At 67.2% G+C, this 21,672-nt stretch carries 21 protein-coding genes; 15 read left to right on the forward strand and 6 right to left on the reverse strand.

Features of this window, described 5'->3' with window-relative positions; translation table 11 throughout:
• The first annotated feature begins 110 nt into the window (after nt 1-110).
• The 12 genes from VPA02S_RS29750 (at nt 111) to VPA02S_RS29805 (ending at nt 12,252) form a co-directional block, all read left to right on the forward strand.
• The gene (locus VPA02S_RS29750; protein ID WP_012747772.1) at nt 111-530 is read left to right on the forward strand and encodes a hypothetical protein; all 420 of its coding nucleotides are present in this window, start codon (nt 111-113) and stop codon (nt 528-530) included.
• Nucleotides 531-544: 14 nt separating this feature from the next.
• The gene (locus VPA02S_RS29755) at nt 545-1,012 is read left to right on the forward strand and encodes a DUF6152 family protein (RefSeq protein WP_062367074.1); all 468 of its coding nucleotides are present in this window, start codon (nt 545-547) and stop codon (nt 1,010-1,012) included.
• Between the two features lie 114 nt (nt 1,013-1,126).
• Complete coding sequence (locus tag VPA02S_RS29760) at nt 1,127-2,479, forward strand: GTP cyclohydrolase II (protein ID WP_012747770.1); 1,353 nt, start codon at nt 1,127-1,129, stop codon at nt 2,477-2,479.
• Nucleotides 2,476-3,891 carry a URC4/urg3 family protein gene (locus tag VPA02S_RS29765; protein WP_062367077.1) on the forward strand — a complete coding sequence of 472 codons (1,416 nt, stop codon included), beginning with the start codon at nt 2,476-2,478 and terminating at the stop codon, nt 3,889-3,891. The genes VPA02S_RS29760 and VPA02S_RS29765 overlap by 4 nt, the downstream gene beginning before the upstream one ends.
• 36 nt (nt 3,892-3,927) lie before the next feature.
• A complete protein-coding gene (upp, locus tag VPA02S_RS29770) occupies nt 3,928-4,557 on the forward strand; it encodes a uracil phosphoribosyltransferase (RefSeq protein ID WP_012747768.1) in 630 nt (209 codons plus the stop codon).
• Between the two features lie 71 nt (nt 4,558-4,628).
• Nucleotides 4,629-5,633: a BMP family protein gene (locus VPA02S_RS29775; RefSeq protein WP_062367078.1), complete on the forward strand. Its 1,005-nt coding sequence runs from the start codon at nt 4,629-4,631 to the stop codon at nt 5,631-5,633.
• Between the two features lie 8 nt (nt 5,634-5,641).
• Nucleotides 5,642-6,586, forward strand: a complete 945-nt coding sequence (locus VPA02S_RS29780; RefSeq protein WP_062367080.1) for a 5'-methylthioadenosine/S-adenosylhomocysteine nucleosidase — start codon at nt 5,642-5,644, stop codon at nt 6,584-6,586.
• A gap of 136 nt (nt 6,587-6,722) precedes the next feature.
• Nucleotides 6,723-8,321, forward strand: a complete 1,599-nt coding sequence (locus tag VPA02S_RS29785) for an ABC transporter ATP-binding protein (protein ID WP_062367082.1) — start codon at nt 6,723-6,725, stop codon at nt 8,319-8,321.
• The gene (locus VPA02S_RS29790; RefSeq protein ID WP_174545106.1) at nt 8,321-9,382 is read left to right on the forward strand and encodes an ABC transporter permease; all 1,062 of its coding nucleotides are present in this window, start codon (nt 8,321-8,323) and stop codon (nt 9,380-9,382) included. Before VPA02S_RS29785 ends, VPA02S_RS29790 begins: the two co-directional genes overlap by 1 nt.
• 130 nt (nt 9,383-9,512) lie before the next feature.
• Nucleotides 9,513-10,436 carry an ABC transporter permease gene (locus VPA02S_RS29795; RefSeq protein ID WP_062367086.1) on the forward strand — a complete coding sequence of 308 codons (924 nt, stop codon included), beginning with the start codon at nt 9,513-9,515 and terminating at the stop codon, nt 10,434-10,436.
• Nucleotides 10,437-10,438: 2 nt separating this feature from the next.
• On the forward strand, nt 10,439-10,891 hold the full coding sequence (locus tag VPA02S_RS29800) for a hypothetical protein (protein WP_062367088.1): 453 nt from the start codon (nt 10,439-10,441) through the stop codon (nt 10,889-10,891).
• An 80-nt stretch (nt 10,892-10,971) separates the two neighbouring features.
• Nucleotides 10,972-12,252 carry an amidohydrolase family protein gene (locus VPA02S_RS29805; protein ID WP_062367091.1) on the forward strand — a complete coding sequence of 427 codons (1,281 nt, stop codon included), beginning with the start codon at nt 10,972-10,974 and terminating at the stop codon, nt 12,250-12,252.
• Nucleotides 12,253-12,256: 4 nt separating this feature from the next.
• On the opposite strand, the gene sbcB is transcribed toward VPA02S_RS29805, so the two are convergent.
• The 5 genes from sbcB to icd all read right to left on the reverse strand — a co-directional run bounded on the left by sbcB (nt 12,257) and on the right by icd (nt 19,565).
• The gene (gene sbcB / locus VPA02S_RS29810; protein WP_062367092.1) at nt 12,257-13,696 is read right to left on the reverse strand and encodes an exodeoxyribonuclease I; all 1,440 of its coding nucleotides are present in this window, start codon (nt 13,694-13,696) and stop codon (nt 12,257-12,259) included.
• Nucleotides 13,697-15,142, reverse strand: a complete 1,446-nt coding sequence (cls, locus tag VPA02S_RS29815) for a cardiolipin synthase (protein WP_012747759.1) — start codon at nt 15,140-15,142, stop codon at nt 13,697-13,699.
• Between the two features lie 109 nt (nt 15,143-15,251).
• Nucleotides 15,252-17,573 (reverse strand): ATP-dependent Clp protease ATP-binding subunit ClpA, encoded by a 2,322-nt coding sequence (clpA, locus tag VPA02S_RS29820; RefSeq protein WP_012747758.1) that lies wholly within the window; start codon nt 17,571-17,573, stop codon nt 15,252-15,254.
• A gap of 67 nt (nt 17,574-17,640) precedes the next feature.
• Entirely contained in the window at nt 17,641-18,000 is a 360-nt protein-coding gene (gene clpS / locus VPA02S_RS29825; protein ID WP_012747757.1) for an ATP-dependent Clp protease adapter ClpS, read from the reverse strand.
• 305 nt (nt 18,001-18,305) lie between these two features.
• Complete coding sequence (gene icd, locus VPA02S_RS29830) at nt 18,306-19,565, reverse strand: NADP-dependent isocitrate dehydrogenase (RefSeq protein WP_012747756.1); 1,260 nt, start codon at nt 19,563-19,565, stop codon at nt 18,306-18,308.
• A 219-nt stretch (nt 19,566-19,784) separates the two neighbouring features.
• Here icd and VPA02S_RS29835 point away from each other — a divergent pair, with 219 nt between their 5' ends.
• From VPA02S_RS29835 to VPA02S_RS29845, 3 genes are all read left to right on the forward strand, one after another.
• Nucleotides 19,785-20,108 carry a hypothetical protein gene (locus VPA02S_RS29835; protein ID WP_062367094.1) on the forward strand — a complete coding sequence of 108 codons (324 nt, stop codon included), beginning with the start codon at nt 19,785-19,787 and terminating at the stop codon, nt 20,106-20,108.
• A gap of 154 nt (nt 20,109-20,262) precedes the next feature.
• A complete protein-coding gene (locus tag VPA02S_RS29840; RefSeq protein WP_012747754.1) occupies nt 20,263-20,457 on the forward strand; it encodes a hypothetical protein in 195 nt (64 codons plus the stop codon).
• Between the two features lie 90 nt (nt 20,458-20,547).
• Nucleotides 20,548-21,006 carry a DUF192 domain-containing protein gene (locus VPA02S_RS29845; protein WP_062367096.1) on the forward strand — a complete coding sequence of 153 codons (459 nt, stop codon included), beginning with the start codon at nt 20,548-20,550 and terminating at the stop codon, nt 21,004-21,006.
• Between the two features lie 72 nt (nt 21,007-21,078).
• On the opposite strand, the gene VPA02S_RS29850 is transcribed toward VPA02S_RS29845, so the two are convergent.
• Nucleotides 21,079-21,660, reverse strand: a complete 582-nt coding sequence (locus tag VPA02S_RS29850) for a superoxide dismutase (protein WP_062367098.1) — start codon at nt 21,658-21,660, stop codon at nt 21,079-21,081.
• Nucleotides 21,661-21,672: the final 12 nt, after the last annotated feature.

The raw sequence follows: 21,672 nt of genomic DNA on the forward strand, positions 1-21,672 counted from the left end.
GGATGCGTCCTCGGCTAAGCTCGCCCGAACCCATGGAAGGAGCGCCCCATGCAACCTGCCGGTCCATGCCTTCGTGCCCCTGAACAGTCCGCCGCCCGGAGCTGACGCCGATGCTGGCCGGGCTGGTTTCGCACCCCTGGGCCTATCCGGCGCTGGAGACGGCGCACATCGTCGGCATTGCGCTGCTGTTCGGCGGGCTGCTGGTGTTCGAACTGCGCGTGCTCGGCCTGGGCCGGGAGTTGCCGCAAAGGCAGTTGGCGCGCCTGACGCTGCTGCCGGCGCTCGTCGGCTTCGGGCTGTGCGCCGCGACCGGCCTCACGATGTTTTCCACGCAGCCCGGCGAGCTGCTGGCCAATTCCGCCTTCCGCATCAAGCTCTTGCTGATCGGCCTGGCGGGCGCCAACGCGATCTGGTTCCATCTTCGGGGCGGCCTGGCCGCCACCGGCGCGATGTCCAGGGCGCAATGCCTGCTGTCGCTGGGGTTTTGGCTCGCTGTCATCATCTGCGGGCGTTGGATTGCCTACGTCTGAGCAAGGAGACCGAGATGATCGAGAGACGCTTGTTCGTTGCCGGCTCGCTGGGCCTGGCCCTGCCCTCCTGGGCGCACCACGGATGGAGCAGCTTCGACCAGGACCGCCCGCTCTACCTGGAGGGGCGCGCGACCAAGGTCATGTGGCGCAATCCGCATGGCGAGGTGGAGCTTGAACTGCCCGAGAACCCCACCCTGCCGGCCGACCTGAAGCAGCGCCCGCTGCCCAGGCAAAGCGCGAACGTCGATGGCCCCGCGCTGCTGGCCAAGGCGCAGCTGCCGACGCGGCGCGACCGCAAGTGGCTGATCGAACTCGCACCGCTCACGCGGCTGCAGGCCTGGGGGCTCGAGGAGATCAAGCCCGGCACCCCGGTGGCCGCGCTGGGTTTCACCTACACCGGTGAAAAAGGCGATCCGGTGCTGCGCGCCGAATACCTGTTCGTCGGCGGCAAGGCCTACGGCCTGCGCTCCTCGCCGGCCTGATCGGCGCACCGGCCGCGGCGCCATGGCCGCGGCCCCCGGCGGCATTGACGACCCTCGCGCCCTGCTTGCCAGCCGCGCGAGTGATCGGTACATTGCATTTTTTGAGGGCCTCCAATGTCCGCAGATAGCACAGCGACCCCTTCCGAAATTCCCGAGATTTCCGCGATCCCCGCCGTCCCTGCGACTTCAGCGATCTCCGTCTCGCCCCTTCCCCCGCTCCACCCTTCCTCGTCGACCGGCCACATCCGGCTGACCTCCCATGCCGGCGGCTTCGGCGCATTGCCCATCCGCTGGGGCGCGGCCACCGCCGCCGAGCGCGGACCCGTGGTCGGCACCACCACGAAGCGGGCGCACCGCAACGTCATCGGCACGCACAGCGGCTCCTACAGCGTCTATCGCGCATTGGCCGTGGCCGCCGGCGCGCTCAAGCGCGAGCACAAGGCCGACCTGACCAACACCGCGCCCACCGACGTGATCGGCCCGTACCCGCAGTGGAGCGAGCCCGGACGCATCGTCTCGCTCGACCCCTGGGGCGCGCTGGTGGCCGATGTGTTCTCCACGGAACTGGCGGCGGGCTACGACATCCGCCCGACCATCGCGATCACCAAGGCCCACGTGATCCTGCCCGAGGTGATCGAGGCGCTGCAGAGCGGCCGCCTCAAGGCCGACGGCCACTTCCTCACCGCCGGCGGCGCAGCCATGGTGACCAAGGCCGCCATCGAGCCCGTGTGGTACCTGCCCGAAGTGGCGCGGCGCTTCGGCTGCTCCGAGACCGACCTGCGCCGCACGCTGTTCGAGGAAACCGGCGGCATGTACCCCGAGCTCGTCACGCGCTCCGACCTCGAGGTGTTCCTGCCACCCATCGGCGGGCAGACGCTCTACATCTTCGGCAACCCGCGCGACCTCGCCAACCCCGAGGTCGAGTTGACGGCGCGCATCCACGACGAATGCAACGGCTCCGACGTGTTCGGCTCCGACATCTGCACCTGCCGCCCCTACCTCACGCACGCCATCGAGGAATGCATCCAGGGCGCGCAACGCGGCGGCGTGGGCCTCATCGCCTACTCGCGCAAGGAAGGCCGCGCGCTCGGCGAGGTGACCAAGTTCCTGGTCTACAACGCGCGCAAGCGCCAGGTCGGCGGCGACACGGCCGACCAGTATTTCGCGCGCACCGAATGCGTGGCCGGCGTGCAAGACATGCGCTTCCAGGAACTGATGCCCGACGTCTTCCACTGGCTCGGCATCAAGAAGATCCATAGGCTCGTGTCGATGAGCAACATGAAGTTCGACGCCATCACCGGCTCGGGCATCGAGATCGGCGAGCGCGTGAACATTCCGGACGAACTGATTCCGGCCGACGCCCGCGTCGAGATGGACGCCAAGATGGCCGCCGGCTATTTCACGCCCGGCCCGGTGCCGGACGCCGAGGAACTCAAGAAGGCCAAGGGCCGGGGATTGAGCGAATGAGCAACAGCAAGGAAAACAGCAGCAGCGACCACCTGCCCGCCGACGGCTCGGGCAGCCTGCCACCGGGCGGCGCGGGCGACATCGACCCGGCGATCGAGTTCGCGCCCGACACCAGCCATCCCGCGGGCGCCGCCACGGTGCTGCGCACCACCGCCGCCATCCGCGAGCGCGCGGCCGCGCTGCTGGCGCGCGCGCGCCGGGGCGAGTCGCAGTGGTTCCGCGTCGCCGGCAGCGACGTGCTCGAAGACGCGGCGCGCACCGTGGCCGAAGTCACGCGCGAGCGCTACCCCTGGGACACCATTCCGTACCACAGCCGCTGGCGCCACTTCGAGGCCGGCGGCGTCGACCGGCTGAAGCAGCTCGATGAACTGCTCGGCAAGGGCGTTGATGCGCGGCAGCGCGCCAGCGCGCACATCGACCTCGTGCTGGTGAGCGTTCTGCTCGATGCCGGCGCGGGCCCCGGCTGGCACTACACCGAGCCCGCCACCGGCGAGCGCTACACGCGTTCCGAGGGCCTGGCCGTCGCGAGCTTCCATGCCTTCACGAGCGGGCTGTTCTCGTCCAACCCCGACCATCCGCTGCAGGTCGATGCCGCCGGCCTGCGCGGCCTGGTGACCGACCGGCTCGGCGACGCCTTCCAGGTCAGCGACGTCAATCCGCTGGTGGGCCTGGCCGGCCGCGCGGTGCTGCTGCGCCGGCTCGGCGAGGCGATGAGCGAGCAGCCCGAGACCTTCGGCGACGAGGGCCGGCCCGCCGGCATGTTCGATGCGCTGGTCGCCCCGTTCGGCGCGGCCGCGCCGCCCACGGCCGAGATCACGGCGCACCAGATCCTTTCGCTGCTGCTCGAGACGCTCTCGCGCATCTGGCCCTCGGCCAACGCCATCGACAGCATCGCTCTCGACGGCAGCGACACCACGGGCGGCATCGGCTCGAGCGACCCGGCGCTCGCGCTGGGCGACTGCTGGCGCCACAGCGCGGTGCGCGGCCCCGGCCTCACCAACGGCTGGATGCCGTTCCACAAGCTGTCGCAGTGGCTCACCTATTCACTGCTCGAACCCTTCGAGCGGGCCGGCGTGAAGGTGCGCCACCTCGACGCGCTCACCGCTTTGCCCGAATACCGCAACGGCGGCCTGCTGATCGACAGCGGCGTGATCGTGCCGAAGGACCCGGCCTTTCTTTCGCGCACCTGGAAGGCCGGCGACGAGTTCATCGTCGAATGGCGTGCCCTCACCGTGGCGCTGCTCGACGAACTGGCGCCGCGCGTGCGCAAGATCCTCGACCGCACCGACGAAGAGCTGCCGCTGGCCTGCGTGCTCGAGGGCGGCACCTGGGCCGCCGGCCGCGTGCTGGCACAGCGCTTGCGAGACGGATCGCCACCGCTCCTGATCGAAAGCGACGGCACCGTCTTTTAGACTCGCGGGTCCATTCAGCAACGGCAGAAAAACCAAATGAGCAACGTCCACCTCGTCGACCACCCCCTCGTCCAGCACAAGCTCACGCTGATGCGCCGCAAGGACGCCTCCACCAACAGCTTCCGCCGGCTCCTGAACGAAATCAGCATGCTCATGGCCTACGAGGTCACGCGCGACATGCCGATGCAGGACATCGAGGTCGAGACCCCGCTTGAAACCATGCAGGCCAAGGTCATCGACGGCAAGAAGCTGGTACTGGTGTCGATCCTGCGCGCGGGCACCGGCATCCTGGACGGCATGCTCACGGTGGTGCCGGGCGCGCGCGTCGGCCACATCGGCCTGTACCGCGATCCCAAGACGCTCACGGCCGTCGAGTACTACTTCAAGATGCCCGGCGAGATGGAGAACCGCGACGTGATCGTGGTCGACCCGATGCTGGCCACCGGCAACTCGGCCGTGGCCGCGGTCGAGCGGCTCAAGGAACTCAACCCCAAGTCGATCAAGTTCGTCTGCCTGCTCACCTGCCCCGAAGGCCTGGCGACCATGCAGAAGGCCCACCCCGACGTGCCGGTCTACACCGCGGCGATCGACCGGGAGCTCAACAGCCATGGGTACATCCTGCCGGGCCTCGGCGACGCTGGCGACCGCATCTTCGGCACCAAGTGAGGCCCCCGGCGGCCGGCACGCTGTCCCTCGGGCAGCGACAAGAAGATTTCCATACCTCGAGGAGAAGCACCGTGACAGCACGCCGTCAGTTGATCATTCGTTCCGCCGCCATGGCCGCAGCAGCGCTTGCGGCCGGCACGCCCGGCTTCGCGCTCGCGCAGGCCAAGCTCAAGGTGGCGGCGGTGTACACCGTGCCCTTCGAGCAGCAATGGGTCGGCCGCATCCACAAGGCGCTCAAGGCGGCCGAGGCGCGCGGCGAGATCGAATACAAGGCCACCGAGAACGTCAGCAACGCCGACTACGAGCGCGTGATGCGCGAGTACGCCACCGGCGGCAACCAGCTGATCCTCGGCGAGGTCTTCGGCGTGGAAGCGGCGGCACGCAAGGTCGCGAAGGATTTTCCCAAGGTCGCCTTCCTCATGGGCTCCTCGCTCAAGCCGCAGGCGCCCAACTTCAGCGTGTTCGACAACTACATCCAGGAGCCGGCCTACCTGAGCGGCATGGTGGCCGGCGGCATGACCAAGACCAACCGCATCGGCATGGTCGGCGGCTTTCCGATTCCTGAAGTGAACCGGCTCATGAATGCCTTCATGGCGGGCGCGAAGGAAACCAACCCCAAGGTCGAATTCAGCGTGAGCTTCATCAACAGCTGGTTCGATCCGCCCAAGGCCAAGGAAGCGGCCTTCGCGATGATCGACAAGGGGGCAGACGTGATGTACGCCGAGCGCTTCGGCGTCTCGGACGCGGCCAAGGAAAAAGGCAAGCTCGCCATCGGCAACGTGATCGACACGCAGGCGCAGTACCCCGACACGGTGGTGGCTTCGGCGCTCTGGAACTTCGAGCCCTCGGCCGACCGCGCGATCAAGCTCGTGAAGGAAGGCAAGTTCACGGCCGAGGACTATGGCCCCTACTCGATGATGAAGCACAAGGGCTCCGAACTCGCGCCGCTGGGCACCTTCGAGAAGAAGGTGCCGGCGGACATCGTCGCCAAGGTCAAGGCCAAGCAGGCCGACATCCTCGCGGGCAAGGTCACCATCAAGGTCGACGACTCGCAGCCCAAGTCGACCGCGAAGTGAAGGGGCCGATGACGATGCGCTGGCGTTCTCTTCTCGCGGCCGGCGTGCTGGCCCTCGGCCTCGCGGGCTGTGCCGGTGTCTACAAGAGCCCGAGCGCCGCCGACGGCAGCGTGCGACTGGACGGCACGCCGCGCATCGCGGTGGTCTCGGCCTTCCAGCCCGAGCTCACGCTGCTGCTGAACCGGCTCCAGCAGCCGGCAAGACACAGCGTCAACGGCGTCGAGTTCACCACCGGCACGCTCGAAGGCAAGCCGGTGGTGCTGTTTCTCTCCGGCATCAGCATGACCAACGCGACGATGAACACGCAGCTGGTGCTCGACCGCTTTCGCGTCACCCACATCGTGTTCAGCGGCATCGCGGGCGGCGTGAATCCGCAGCTGCACGTGGGCGACGTCACGGTGCCCGCGCAATGGGGCCAGTACCTCGAAGTGCTGATGGCGCGCGAAACCGTGCCGGGCAAGTTCACCGCGCCGCCCTTCATCACCGATGCCACGCTGCCCAACTTCGGCATGATGCATCCGCGCCCGGTGGAAGTGCGCTCCGCGGCGCATCCGCAGATCGCGCGCAAGTTCTGGTTCGAGGCGGACCCGAAGATGCTCGAGGTGGCGCGCAGCATCCGCAATGTCGACCTGGCGAACTGCAGCGCCGGCAAGTGCCTGGCGCGCAAGCCCCAGCTCGTCGTCGGCGGCAACGGCGTCTCGGGCCAGGCCTTCATGGACAACAAGGCCCTGCGCGAATACACCTTCAAGACCTTCCAGGCCAACGTGCTCGACATGGAAACGGCGGCCGTGGGCATGGTGGCCTACAGCAACGGCGTGCCCTACATCGCCTTCCGCTCCCTCAGCGACCTGGCGGGCGGCGGCGAAGGCGAGAACGAGATGGGCACCTTCATGGGCATTGCGGCCGACAACTCGGCCAAGGTGATGCTGGCGTTCCTGGCTGCATGGAAATGATCCTGCCTTTTCTCCCTCCCCTTCCGGGGGAGGGTTGGGGTGGGGGCACGCGGTCTTCGATCGATCACCATGGCGTTGCGGGCGCTGCCCGCCCCCATCCCGGCCTTCCCCCGGAAGGGGAAGGAGCAAGACCTTCATGAACAGCACGACCGTCCTGCGCCTGCAGGGCATCACCAAGCGCTTCGGCACCCTCGTCGCGAACGACGCCATCTCGCTCGACCTGCGCGCGGGCGAAGTGCTCGCGCTGCTGGGTGAGAACGGCGCGGGGAAATCGACGCTCATGTCCATCCTGTTCGGCCACTATGTCGCGGACGAAGGCAGCATCGAAGTCTTCGGCGCGCCGCTGCCGCCGGGCAATCCCAAGGCGGCGCTGGCCGCGGGCGTGGGCATGGTGCACCAGCACTTCACGCTGGCCGACAACCTCAGCGTGCTCGACAACGTGATGATGGGCACCGAACCACTCTGGCGCCCGGTCTCGCGCCGGGCGGCCGCACGCGCGAAGCTGCTCGAGGTGGCACGGCGCTTCGGACTGCCGGTGCAGCCCGACGCGAAGATCGGCAGCCTCTCGGTCGGCGAACGGCAGCGCGTCGAGATCCTGAAGGCGCTGTACCGCGGCGCGCGCATCCTGATCCTCGATGAGCCGACCGCCGTGCTCACGCCGCAGGAAAGCGAAGCGCTGTTCGCCACGCTTGCGCAGATGGTCGCGCAGGGCCTGTCGGTGATCTTCATCAGCCACAAGCTGGGCGAGGTGCTGCGCGTGTCGCAGCGCATCGCGGTGCTGCGCGGCGGCAAGCTGGTGGCCGAGGCGCGCACCGCCGAGACCACGCAGGCGCAGCTCGCGCTGTGGATGGTCGGGCATGCGGTCGAAGCGCCGCAGCGCCGGCCCGCCAGGTCGGTGGGCGACGCGGTCTGCGTGCTCGACCATGTGAGCACCGCGTCGGACAAGGACCAGGAGCGGAACCGGCTGCGCGAGGTGTCGCTCACGCTGCGCGCCGGCGAAATTACCGCCATCGCGGGCGTCTCGGGCAACGGCCAGGTGGCGCTGGCCGAGTTGCTGTGCGGCACGCGCCGCGCCGCCTCGGGCACGGCCGTGCTGATGGGCCGCGCGCTGCCGCCCTCGCCCGCACGGCTGGTGCAGCGCGGCGTCGCGCGCATTCCGGAGGACCGGCACGCGGTCGGCGTGGTCGGCGACCTGCCGGTGTGGGAGAACGCGGTGTCGGAGCGGCTGCGCAGCCCCGTCTTCTCGCGCTGGTCGTGGTTCGTGCGGCGTGCGGCCGCGCGGCTGCATGCAGGGCGCATCGAAAAGGCGTTCGACGTGCGCGGCGCGGGGCTGATGGCGCCGGCCCGTTCGCTTTCGGGCGGCAACATGCAGAAGCTGATCCTCGGGCGCGCGCTGCTGGCGCCCGAGCAGGACGAAGAAGACCCGGACAACAGGAAATACCCGACGCGTGCGCCGCGCCTGATCGTTGCGCACCAGCCGACCTGGGGCCTGGACATCGGCGCCGTCGCCTATGTGCAGCAGCAACTCATTGCCGCGCGCGATGCGGGTGCGGCGGTGCTGGTGATTTCCGACGACCTCGACGAGGTGCTCGCGCTCGGCGACCGCGTGGCCGTGATGCACGGCGGCCACCTCGGCGAAGCGCGCCCGGCCGCGGCTTGGTCGCGCGAAGCCATCGGGCTGGCCATGGCCGGCGCGGCGCAGCAGCAGCAGCAGCGCGCAGGGGCCACGCCATGATGCGGCTCGAACGGCGCCACCAAAGCTCGCGCGCCGCGCTGGTGCTGGCACCCATCGGCGCAGTGGCCTTCACCATGGCGGTGAGCGCGCTGCTCGTGCTCTGGGCCGGCGCGCCGCTAGTCCACACCAACGCATTGCTGCTGCAGGGCGGCTTCGGCTCGGTGTTCGCATGGAGCGAAACGCTGACGCGCGCCATTCCACTGATCCTCACCGGCTTGGCTGCGACCGTCGCCTTCAAGGCGCGGCTCTTCAACATCGGCGCCGAGGGTCAGCTGTTCGCGGGTGCCCTCGCGGCCGTGGCCGTGGGCGGCATGCATGGCGGCACGGGTTTCGAGCTGCCGCCCTGGCTGCTGTTCCCGCTGATGATGCTGGCCGCCGCCGCGGCGGGCGCCCTGCTGCTGCTCGGCCCGGCGCTCATGAAGAACAGGCTCGGCGTCGACGAGGTGGTGACCACGCTGCTGATCAACTTCATCGTGCTGCTCGGCGTGTCGGCGCTGCTCGACGGGCCGATGAAGGACCCGAGCGCCATGGGCTGGCCGCAGAGCGTGTCGCTGCAGTCCGAGCTCGAACTCGGCAAGCTCGTTGCGCAGACCCGCGTGCACACCGGACTCGTCTGGGCCGTGTCGCTCGCGGTGATGGTGTGGGCGATCTTCAAGTACACGGTGCTGGGCTTCGACATCCGCGCGGTGGGCGCCAATGCGCGCGCCGCCGCCTTCGCCGGCGTGCCGGTCACGCGCACGGTGGTGATGGTGGCGCTGCTCTCGGGCGCGCTGGCGGGCCTTGCGGGTGCCATCGAAGTGGCGGGACGCACCAGCTATGTCACGCTCGACATGTCGCCGGGCTACGGCTACACCGGCATCGTGATCGCGATGCTCGCGGGCCTGCATCCGCTGGGCGTGATCGCCGCGGGCGTGTTCGTGGCCGGCGTGCTGGTCGGCGCCGACACCATGAGCCGCGCCGTGGGCGTGCCGACCTACATCGCCGACGTGATCGTCGCGGCCTCGCTGGTCGCGGTGCTGGTGGCGACGCTGCTCACGCAATACCGGGTGCGGATGAAATGACCGAGTTGGCGCCTGCGCATTTGCTCCTTCCCCCGCCGGGGGAAGGCTGGGATGGGGGCATCGGCGCCCACATCGAGCGCCGCGTGCCCCCACCCCCACCCTCCCCCGGAAGGGGAGGGAGAAACACCAGATGACAGACCTGCTCGACATCCTGACCAATCCGGCGTTCTGGGTCGCGGTGCTGCGCATCGCCACGCCGCTGATCCTCGGCACGCTGGGCGTGCTGCTGTGCGAGCGCGCGGGCGTGCTCAACCTCGGCATCGAGGGAATCATGGTCGCGGGCGCCTTCACCGGCTGGCTCGCGGTGTATGCGGGCGCGCCGCTCTGGGCCGGAGTGGGCGTCGCCGCGCTCACGGGCATGGTGTTCGGGCTGCTGCATGCCTTTCTCACGGTGGGCCTGGCGCTGTCGCAGCACGTCTCGGGGCTGGGCATCACGCTGCTGGCCACGGCGCTCAGCTACTTCGGCTACCGCGTGAGCTTTCCGAAGGTGAACACGCCGCCGACCATCGCGCCCTTCGCGCCGATGGAGTGGCTGCCGGTGCCCATCCTCAATGCGCAGACCGCGCTCACGCTGTTCGCGCTGCTGCTGGTGCCGGCGATTGCCTGGGTGCTGTACCGCACGCCGCTCGGGCTCGCCGTGCGCATGGTGGGCGAGAACCCGCAGGCCGCCGAGAGCCAGGGCGTGTCGGTCGCGGCCACGCGCACCGGCGCCATTGTGGCGGGTTCGGCGCTGATGGGTGTGGCCGGCTCCTTCCTCACGCTCTCGGCCTTCAACGCCTTCTTCTTCAACATGGTGAACGGCCGCGGCTGGATCTGCGTGGCGCTGGTGGTGTTCGCCTCATGGCGGCCGGGCAAGGCCCTGCTCGGCGCGCTGCTGTTCGCGTTCTTCGATGCGCTGCAGCTGCGGCTGCAACAATCGGGCGATGCCGTGCTGCCCTACCAGATCTACCTGATGCTGCCGTACCTGCTCTCGATCCTCGCGCTCGTGCTGGTGGCGCGCAAGGCCAGCTATCCGCAGGCGCTGATGAAGCCCTATCGCAAGGGGGAACGTTGATCATGGCGAAGACAGGCGCTGCAACCTTGCTCGCGGCCGCGCTGTCGCTGTGCGCCGCCGGCGCGCACGCGCTGGGCAGCGATCACGGCTACGACGGCTTCAAGACACCCGATGCGGTCAGCTGGGTCCAGCTGTGCGGCATCTGGGGCAAGGACCACCAGGGCACGTACCGGGTGATCCATGCCAGCCAGGACGCGCAGTCCTTTCTCTACGTGCAGTGGATGGCGCGCGATGCCAACGGCCGCCTGAACGCCGCACACACCGCAGCCATCTCCGAACTGGACAACGACCACGCGGAAATCGCCCTGACCGATCTCGGCTGCCGCGCCACGCCGCGCGGCATCGTGGTGACGGCGCGCGCCGCCTCCGGCCACGACGACAAGCTGCGCCGCGTGACCATCGAGGCGGGGCCGGCGCCGGGGCAGTACCGGTATCGGGCGCAGCGCACGCGCTGAACGAATTTACTTCGCGACCACCCGCGCAGCACCGCCCGCGCAAACGAAAATCCCCGCACCCGCTTCCGGAGACCCTCACGATGCTCGACCTCCTCGTCATCAACGCCACCCTCCCCGACGGCCGCTCGGGCATGTCGATCGCCGTGCAGGGCGGCCGCATTGCCGAAGTCACCGCCGGGCTCGACGCGCCGGCGCTCGACAAGCTCGATGCCCAGGGCCTGCTGGTTGCGCCGCATTTCGTCGATCCGCACTTCCACATGGATGCCACGCTGAGCTATGGCCTTCCGCGCATCAACCAGAGCGGCACCTTGCTCGAAGGCATTGCGCTGTGGGGCGAACTCAAGCCGCTGCTCACGGCCGACGCGCTCATCGAGCGTGCGCTGGCGTATTGCGACTGGGCGGTGGCCAAGGGCCTGCTGGCCGTGCGCTCGCATGTGGACACGAGCGACCCGAGCCTGCTCGCGGTCGATGCGCTGCTCGAGGTCAAGCGCAAGGTCGCGCCGTACCTCGACCTGCAGCTCGTGGCCTTTCCGCAGGATGGCGTGCTGCGCTCGGCGGGCGGCGTCGACAACCTGAAGCGCGCGCTCGACAAGGGCGTGGACGTGGTCGGCGGCATTCCGCATTTCGAGCGCACCATGGCCGATGGCGCCGCCAGCGTGAAGCTGCTGATGGAGCTGGCGGCCGAGCGCGGCAAGCTGGTCGACATGCACTGCGACGAGTCGGACGATCCGCTCTCGCGCCACATCGAAACCCTGTCGGCCGAGACCTGGCGCCTCGGCATGCAGGGCCGCGTGACCGGCTCGCACTGCACCTCGATGCATTCGATGGACAACTACTACGCGAGCAAGCTGCTGCCGCTGATCGCGCAGAGCGGCGTCAGCGTGGTTTCCAACCCGCTCATCAACATCACGCTGCAGGGCCGCCACGACGGCTATCCCAAGCGCCGCGGCATGACGCGCGTGCCCGAGCTGATGGCCGCCGGCGTGAACGTCGCCTTCGGCCACGACTGCGTGATGGACCCGTGGTATGGCATGGGATCGGGCGACATGCTCGAAGTGGCGCACATGGGCCTGCACGTGGCGCAGATGACCAGCCAGGCCGGCATCCGCCAGTGCTTCGACGCGGTGACCACGAACGCCGCGCGCGTGATGCACCTCGAAGGCTACGGCCTCGAGGCGGGCTGCGACGCGAGCTTCGTGCTGCTGCAGGCGCGCGACCCGGTCGAAGCGATCCGGCTGCGCGCGACGCGGCTCAAGGTGTTCCGCAAGGGGCGACTGCTGGCGGAAACGCCGGCCGCGACGGCCACGCTGCATTTGCCGGGCCGCGCGCAGTCCACCAGCTGGATGAGCCGCAAGTCCTAGCGCCTCAGGCTTCGGGCGCGATGGCCTCGGCGTACTCGTAGAGTGCGCCCAGGATCTCTTCGCCCCGCTCGTCCGCGGTTTCGGACAGCGCATCGACTTCGCTGAACAGCATCTCGATGGTGCGCGCCCCGCCCTCGCCCTTGAAGAGCCGCGCGGCGCGCAGCGCCTCCCAGCGTTCGGCCTCTTCCGAGCTGAGCAGCTCGGGCCAGTTGCGCGCGCGGTAGCGAAAGAGGATTTCCTCGAGCCGCCCGTCGTCGAAACCGGTGCGATCCTTGGCGAGCTCCTCGGGCGACAGCGCGCGCAGCTGGTTCAGGCGGCGCCGGTCGCCGTTGCCGACGAAGCCGCCGTAGAGGTCTTCATCGACATCGGGCACCGCCTCCTTGGGACGCGCGTACACCTGCGACCAGATGGCGCTCATGTCGGGCAGGTCGCGCGCGATGGCCGCGTGGCGCAGCGCCGCGTCAAGGTCGACGTTCCAGCGCTCGGCCATGGCGGGCGCCAGCGTGCGCAGGTTGCCGACCACCATCGGCGACTTGTTGAGGTGGATGCCCTTGACCGGCAGGCGGACCACGCCTTCGGGCAGGTCGGCGGTGCGCGTGAACAGGCGCAGGCGCAGGGTCTCGACGTCGAGGTCGCGCAGCTCGCTGGGGTCGTGGGCCAGGTCCCAGGCGATCAGTTCGTTCTTGTTGGTCGGATGGCTCGCGAGCGGCCACATCACGCCGAGGCAGCCGCGCTCGACCGGGAACATGCCCGACACGTGCAGGAAAGGCCGCGCCGTCTCGCGCATGGCCGGCAGGCCGAGCTCGCTGGCGACGCGGTCCTTCTTGTGCAGGCCGAAGGCGAATTCGAAGAGCTTGGGCTGGCGCTCGCGAATGAGCCGCGCCAGCGCGATGGTGGCGCGCACGTCGGACAGCGCATCGTGCGCCGCTTCGTGCAGCAGGCCGTTGGCGCGCGCCAGGTCCTCGAGCTTGAAGCTGGGCTTGCCGTCTTCCTTCTTCGGCCACTCGATGCCGTCGGGCCGCAGCGCGTAGGTCAGGCGCACCACGTCCAGCAGGTCCCAGCGGCCGCAGTCGTTCTGCCATTCGCGGGCGTACGGGTCGATCAGGTTGCGCCAGAACAGGAAGCGCGTGACCTCGTCGTCGAAGCGGATGGTGTTGTAGCCCACGCCGATGGTGCCGGGCTGCGAGAAGGCCTTCTCGATCTGCGCGGCGAAGGCATGCTCGGGAATGCCGCGCTCCAGGCAGAGCTGCGGCGTGATGCCGGTGATCAGGCAAGCCTCGGGGCTGGGCAGGTAGTCGGGCGCCGGCTTGCAATAGATCATCAGCGGCTCGCCGATCTCATTGAGCTCGGCGTCGGTGCGGATGGCGGCGAACTGCGATGGCCGGTCGCGGCGCGGCACGGCGCCGAAGGTTTCGTAGTCGTGCCAGAGAAAGGTGTGGTTCATTCAGAGCAAGGGGGAAAACAATCGTGCAAGCGCGTCGCCGAGGCGGCGCCAGAAACTCTGCGGCCGGTGGGCGCGCACCGCGCCGGAGCTGTGCAGGTCGGTCTCGAACTGCGCGGCCAGGGGGCGTGCCAGCTCGGGGCCGTAGACCACCGCGCTCACTTCGAAATTGAGCCTGAAGCTGCGGTTGTCGAAATTCGCGGTACCGATCATCGCGCAATGGTCGTCGACCACCAAGGTCTTGGAATGCAGCATGCGCGCCTTGTATTCCCAGACCTTGACTCCCGACGCAATCAGCTCGTCGAAATAGGAGCGCGCGGCCGCGCTCACAATGGCCGAATCGCTGCGCCGCGGCACCAGCAGGCGCACATCCACGCCGCGCAGCGCCGCGCTGGTGAGCGCCATCATGGCGGGCTCGCCGGGCACGAAGTACGGCGTGGTGAGCCAGGCCCGCTCGCTCGCCGAATGGATCGCCTCCACGTGCATGCGGTGGATGGGTTCCAGCATGTTGTCGGGGCCGCTGGTCACGATCTGCACGGGAATGTCGCCGGCCTCGACCTGCGGCAGCATGGCGCCCATCAGGTGGTCGATGTCGCGCAGGTCTTCGCCGGTGGCATAGGTCCAGTCCTCCAGGAAGGTGGTCTGCAGCCAGCGCACCGCGCTGCCCTCGATGCGCAGGTGGACGTCATGGTAGGCGTCGGGCCGGGTGCGCTTGTCTTCCTCGTCGGTGATGTTGACGCCGCCGGTAAAGCCCACGCGGCCGTCGCACACCACGATCTTGCGGTGGGTGCGGTAGTTGGTCACCGGGCGCAGGCGGCGGCCGATGCGCGTGTCGTGGAAGAGCGCAACCTGCACGCCCGCGGCATGCAGCGGCGCCATGAACTTGCGGCCGATGCGCTTGGAACCCAGTGCGTCGAGCAGCAGGCGCACGGACACGCCCTGGCCGGCGCGCTCCACCAGCAGGTCGCGCAGCGCGGTGCCGATCCTGTCAGGCTCGAAGATGTAGTACTCGAGGTGAACGTGGTCGCGCGCCGCGCGCACCGCGTCGAAGATGGCGTCGAAGGTGCGCGCGCCGCCCGAGAGCAACGCCACGCCCGTCGCGCTGGACACCGGCAGCCCGCAGGCCGCGGTGCCCAGCCGCGCCATCTGCTGCAGCGCCGGTGGCGCATTCTGCGCCGCATCGCGCAGCCGCGCGAGGTCGGCCTGCGTGTGCGCGCTGGCGCGGCTGCGCAGGCGCTTGACGCGCTGCTTGCGCAGGCGCTGCGGCCCTAGGAAGTAGTAGATGACGAAGCCTGCGAACGGCAGCAGCGCGAGCGAGAGGATCCAGCTCATGGTGGAGACCGGCGCGCGCTTCTGCATCACGATCCAGACCGACAGCACGGCGATATAGCCGCTCCAGGCCAGTGAGAGGCCGGTTTTCCATTCCTGACTGAGCTCGGGGAGGATCAAAGTAAAACTGCGTACGGATAGATTCCGGCCAAAAAAAAGCCGGCAGCGAATGCTACCGGCCTTTTGGGTACTGCCAGGAACAGCGCGGAACCGGCCTTGCTGGTCCGCCTTATCCGGCAGCGGCTTCTTCGGCTTCAGGCTTGGACTTGCCTTCCTTCTTCGGCAGCGGCTGGATGTCCAGCTGCACTTCGCCCTTGTCGTCGATGTCGACCGACAGGCGGCCGCCATCGATCAGGCGTCCGAACAGCAGCTCGTCGGCCAGTGCACGGCGGATCGTGTCCTGGATCAGGCGCTGCATCGGGCGGGCACCCATCAGCGGATCGAAGCCCTTCTTCGCCAGGTGCTTGCGCAGCCCGTCGCTGAACGTGACGTCCACTTTCTTCTCGGCCAGCTGCGTTTCCAGCTGCAGCAGGAACTTGTCGACCACGCGCAGGATGATCTGCTCGTCGAGCGCCTTGAAGCTCACGATCGCGTCCAGGCGGTTGCGGAACTCCGGCGTGAACAGGCGCTTGATGTCGGTCATCTCGTCGCCCGCCTGGCGCGGGTTGGTGAAGCCGATGGTCGCCTTGTTCATGGTCTCGGCACCCGCGTTGGTGGTCATCACGATGATCACGTTGCGGAAGTCGGCCTTGCGTCCGTTGTTGTCCGTCAGGGTGCCGTGGTCCATGACCTGCAGCAGCACGTTGAAGATGTCCGGATGCGCCTTCTCGATTTCGTCGAGCAGCAGCACCGCGTGCGGCTTCTTCGTGATGGCCTCGGTCAGGAGGCCGCCCTGGTCGAACCCGACGTAGCCCGGAGGCGCGCCGATCAGCCGGCTCACCGCATGGCGCTCCATGTATTCGGACATGTCGAAGCGGATGAGCTCGATGCCCATGATGTAGGCCAGCTGCTTGGCCGCTTCGGTCTTGCCGACGCCGGTGGGGCCGCTGAACAGGAACGAGCCGATCGGCTTGTCCTCGCGGCCCAGGCCCGAGCGCGCCATCTTGACGGCCGAAGCCAGCACCTCGAGCGCCTTGTCCTGGCCGAACACCACGCTCTTGAGGTCGCGCTCGATGGTCTGCAGCTTGCCGCGGTCGTCGTTGCTGACGTTGGCCGGGGGAATGCGCGCGATCTTCGCGACGATGTCCTCGACCTCGGTCTTGCTGATGGTCTTCTTGCGCTTGTTGGCCGGCAGGATGCGCTGGGCAGCGCCGGCCTCGTCGATCACGTCGATCGCCTTGTCGGGCAGGTGGCGGTCGTTGATGTACTTGGCGCTCAGCTCGGCCGCAGCCTGCAGGGCCGCCACCGCGTACTTGACGCCATGGTGCTCTTCGAAGCGCGACTTCAGGCCCTTCAGGATGTCGACGGTTTCCTGCACCGTCGGCTCGACCACGTCGACCTTCTGGAAACGGCGCGACAGGGCCGCGTCCTTCTCGAAGATGCCGCGGTATTCGCTGAAGGTGGTGGCGCCGATGCACTTGAGCTGGCCGCTCGAGAGCGCCGGCTTCAGCAGGTTCGACGCGTCGAGCGTGCCGCCCGAGGCCGCGCCCGCACCGATCAGCGTGTGGATCTCGTCGATGAACAGGATCGCGTTCGGCTTGTCCTTGAGCGACTTGAGCACGCCCTTCAGGCGCTGCTCGAAATCGCCGCGGTACTTGGTGCCGGCCAGCAGTGCGCCCATGTCGAGCGAGTAGACCTGCGCCTCGGCGAGGATCTCGGGCACGTCGGTCTGCGTGATGCGCCAGGCCAGGCCCTCGGCGATCGCGGTCTTGCCCACGCCGGCCTCACCCACCAGCAGCGGGTTGTTCTTGCGCCGGCGGCACAGGATCTGGATGACGCGTTCGACCTCGTATTCGCGGCCGATCAGCGGATCGATCTTGCCGTCCTTGGCAAGCTGGTTGAGGTTCTGCGTGAACTGCTCGAGCGGCGAGGCCTTCTCGTTCTTTTCGGCGCCGCCCTCTTCGCCCTCGCCCGAAGGCGATTCGCTGCTGCCCTTGACGGCCTCGGGCGGATCGCTCTTCTTGATGCCGTGGGCAATGAAGTTCACGACGTCCAGGCGGGTCACGCCCTGCTGGTGGAGGTAGTACACCGCGTGCGAGTCCTTCTCGCCGAAGATCGCGACCAGCACGTTGGCGCCGGTGACTTCCTTCTTGCCGTTGCCGGTGGACTGCACATGCATGATGGCACGCTGGATCACGCGTTGGAAACCCAGCGTCGGCTGGGTGTCTACATCGTCGGTACCCGCCACCTGGGGCGTGTTGTCCTTGATGAAGTTGGTGAGCGACGCCCGCAGGTCGTCGACGTTGGCCGAGCAGGCGCGCAGGACCTCTGCGGCGCTCGGGTTGTCCAGCAAAGCGAGCAACAGATGCTCCACGGTGATGAACTCGTGGCGCTGCTGCCTGGCCTCGACGAAGGCCATGTGCAAGCTGACTTCCAGTTCCTGGGCAATCATGTGATTTCCTTTTGCCTTGCTGTAAATAAATTCTCAGATGGGTTTGAGCGCGCGCAATTCAACTGGTTCACGCGATGGGCTCGCTGACGCATTGCAGCGGATGCCCGGCCTGATGCGCGGCCTCCATCACCTGATTGACCTTGGTGGCCGCCAGGTCGCGGGAATAGACCCCACAAACGCCACGGCCATCGAGATGGATCTTGAGCATGATCTGGGTCGCGGTTTCGCGATCCTTGTTGAAATATTCCTGCAGCACGACGATCACGAACTCCATGGGCGTGTAGTCGTCGTTCAGCATGACGACCTGGTACATCTGGGGCGGCGCGGTTTTCTGCGGCCGCCGCTCCAGAACGACCGAATCTCCGTCGTCCCCGGCCGGTTTCTGGGCCGGCGGAGTGCTGGGAGTCTTGGGAATTCTCGTTGCCATAAAAAAGATTCTATAGAGCGTGCAAGCACCGTGCCGGCGCAAGAAGACTTGGTGGCGCGTATTCGACAAATCAAGGGGCTTGCGTCGTGCACGACACCACAGACGATGCAAAAAAATTGCCTCTCGCCTGCGCTGCAGCGTAAATATTACGCGGCACCCGCCCGGAAAAAAATGGGTATTTGGCGCAAGGTGTTCCATTTCTCAACCTGGCCCCGCCTTGCCGTGCCGGATGAAGAAAAGCCCTCGAGACCGGGCGGTCTCGAGGGCCTTGGCTGGTCGGCGCCGGGGCGCCGCTGCCCGCGCAATTACATGTGGTCGATCATGACCTGGCCGAAGCCCGAGCAGCTCACTTGCGTGGCGCCGTCCATCAGGCGGGCGAAGTCGTAGGTGACTTTCTTGCTGGCAATCGACTTTTCCATCGAGCTGATGATCAGGTCGGCCGCCTCGGTCCAGCCCATGTGGCGCAGCATCATCTCGGCCGAGAGGATTTCGGAACCGGGGTTCACGTAGTCCTTGCCGGCGTACTTGGGCGCCGTGCCGTGGGTGGCTTCGAACATGGCGACGGTGTCGCTCAGGTTCGCGCCCGGGGCAATGCCGATGCCGCCCACCTGGGCTGCCAGCGCGTCGGACACGTAGTCGCCGTTCAGGTTGAGCGTGGCGATCACGCTGTATTCGGCGGGGCGCAGGAGAATCTGCTGCAGGAATGCGTCGGCGATGCTGTCCTTGACGGTGATTTCCTTGCCCGTTTTCGGGTTCTTGAACTTCATCCAGGGGCCGCCGTCGATCAGCTCGGCGCCGAACTCCTTGGCCGCCAGGGCATAGGCCCAGTCGCGGAAGCCACCTTCGGTGAACTTCATGATGTTGCCCTTGTGCACGATCGTGACGCTGGGCTTGTCATTGTCCACCGCGTACTGCAGCGCCTTGCGCACGAGGCGCTCGGTGCCTTCCTTCGACACGGGCTTGACGCCGATGCCCGAGGTGTTGGGGAAACGGATCTTCTTGACGCCCAGTTCGTCCTGCAGGAACTTGATGAGCTTCTTGGCCTTGTCGCTTTCGGCTTCGAACTCGATGCCGGCGTAGATGTCTTCCGAGTTCTCGCGGAAGATGACCATGTTGGTCTTGTGCGGCTCGCGCACCGGGCTGGGCACGCCCTCGAAATACTGGATGGGGCGCAGGCAGACGTAGAGGTCGAGTTCCTGGCGCAGCGCAACGTTCAGCGAGCGGATGCCGCCGCCGACGGGCGTGGTGAGCGGGCCCTTGATGGACACCACGTAGTCGCGCACGGCGTGCAGCGTTTCCTCGGGCAGCCACACGTCGGGGCCGTAGACCTTGGTCGACTTTTCGCCGGCATAGACTTCCATCCAGTGGATCTTCTTCTTGCCGCCGTAGGCCTTGGCCACTGCAGCATCCACCACCTTGAGCATCACCGGGGTGATGTCCAGACCCGTGCCGTCGCCTTCGATGAAGGGAATGATCGGCTGATCAGGCACATTGAGCGAGTTGTCGGCGTTGACCGTGATCTTCTGGCCTTCGGCCGGGACTTTGATGTGCTGGTAGCTGGACATGAGGGGGAATGACTCCGGGAGTGACGTAATTCGGACGACTGTCTGCGAATTCAGACAGCGATGGGGAATCGCTGTACAGCCCGCGAACAAATCGCTGTACATTTTAGACGCAACCCATCAGCTGGCGTTTGTCAACCTAAGAGACAATGGTCTCGTTAGTGGCTGACCTTCTGCTCGCCGGGAGGCGTTTCCAACCAATTCTCGATAGAGGAATCATCAATGAGCAAAATTCTCGCAGTCATGATCGCTGGCCTGTTCGCCGCTGGCGCCTACGCCCAGAACCCCACCGGCACCACGCCCGAGCAAGGGAACGCCACCAACAGCAAGCCGCAAGCCCGCGCTGAAGCCAAGAAGGAAGCCAAGCCCGCAGGCCAAGTGGCTGCTCCCGCCGGCGACATCGCCAAGACGCCCGAAGGCGGCGCACTCGGTGCCGACAAGGCTGCAGCAGCTGGCGAAAAGCGCGCCAGCACCCGCGACCAGCGTCGCCGCAACAAGGATGGCAGCGTCAAGCGCAAGTCGACCCAGGGCGGCACGCCCCAGTAAGCCGGCCCAGGCCGTACGAAAGAGCGCTCCACGGAGCGCTTTTTTTTCGCTTGCGGCAACGAAACTGCTGTCAACCGGCATGAGCGGCTGCCGCGTTGAATGTTCACCTTCCGAAGGGAGGTGGTCCATATCAACGAATTTCAAAGGATGTCTCATGAACAAGCTGCTCGCAGCCCTCGTCGCCGGTCTCTTCGCAGCCGGCGCTTTTGCGCAAACTCCGCCCGCACCCGCCCCCGCACCGGCTGCACCTGCCGCCGTTCACAAGGCAAAGCCGATGAAGCACGCCGTCAAGAAGCACAAGGTTCGCCACGTGGCCAAGGCGCACGCAGCTGCAGCCAAGAAGGTGTAAGCTTCCACGCTCACCGGCAAATGCCCGCATCAGCGGGCATTTTTTTATTGGCCTCGCGCCCTTGAACCCGCCCTCGAAGGAAGCCTTCCGATGCTCCAGCGTTTTGCCGCCCTGCTCCTGCTTGCCGCTGCCCTGATGGGATCCGCGCAGGCCCAGCAGCAGCCCCAGACCGATCTGCAACGCACGCAGTTGTCCGTTGGCCTGTACAAGATCGATGCGCAAGTCGCGCAGACGCCCCGCCAGCGGGAAATCGGCCTGATGTTCCGCAAGGAGATGCCGCAGGCCGAAGGCATGATCTTCGTTTTCGACCAGCCGGCCACCCAGTGCTTCTGGATGCGCAACACGCTGCTGCCGCTGACCGCCGCCTTCGTGGCAGACGATGGCCGCATCGTCAACCTGGCCGACATGCAGCCCATGACCGAGAACTCCCACTGCTCCGAGGAGCCGGTGCGCTTCGTGCTCGAGATGAACCAGGGCTGGTTCGCCAAGAAGAACATCAAGAAGGGCACCAAGCTCGGCGGCGAGCTGTTCGCCGCTTCGAAGCGCTGAGCGCCCGCCTGCCTCCGGCCCACGAAAAAGCCGACCCGAGGGTCGGCTTTCTCATTGGGAGGACCCGGCTCCTCAGCCGAAGTTCTTGGCCGCGAAGTCCCAGTTCACCAGCTTGGCCAGGAAGGTCTCGACGAACTTCGGGCGCAAGTTGCGGTAGTCGATGTAGTAGGCGTGCTCCCAGACGTCCACCGTCAGCACCGGGGTGTCGCCGGTGGTCAGCGGCGTGCCCGCGGCGCCCATGTTCACGATGTCCAGCGAGCCGTCGGCCTTCTTCACCAGCCAGGTCCAGCCCGAGCCGAAGTTGCCCACGGCCGACTTCACGAAGGCTTCCTTGAAGGCGTCGTAGTTGCCCCACTTGGCATCGATGGCCTTGGCCAGCGCGCCCGTGGGAGCACCGCCGCCCTGGGGCTTCATGCAGCTCCAGAAGAAGGTGTGGTTCCAGATCTGGGCGGCGTTGTTGTAGATGCCACCGCTGGACTTCCTGATGATGTCCTCAAGAGGCATCGACTCGAACTCAGTGCCCTTTTGCAGGTTGTTGAGGTTCACCACGTAGGCATTGTGGTGCTTGCCGTAGTGGTACTCGAGGGTCTCCTTCGAGTACTCGGGTGCCAGCGCGTCGAGGGCGTATGGCAGGGGTGGGAGCACATGTTCCATGGTTTTTTCTCG

The sequence above is a fragment of the Variovorax paradoxus NBRC 15149 genome (assembly GCF_001591365.1).
GTDB lineage: Bacteria > Pseudomonadota > Gammaproteobacteria > Burkholderiales > Burkholderiaceae_C > Variovorax > Variovorax paradoxus.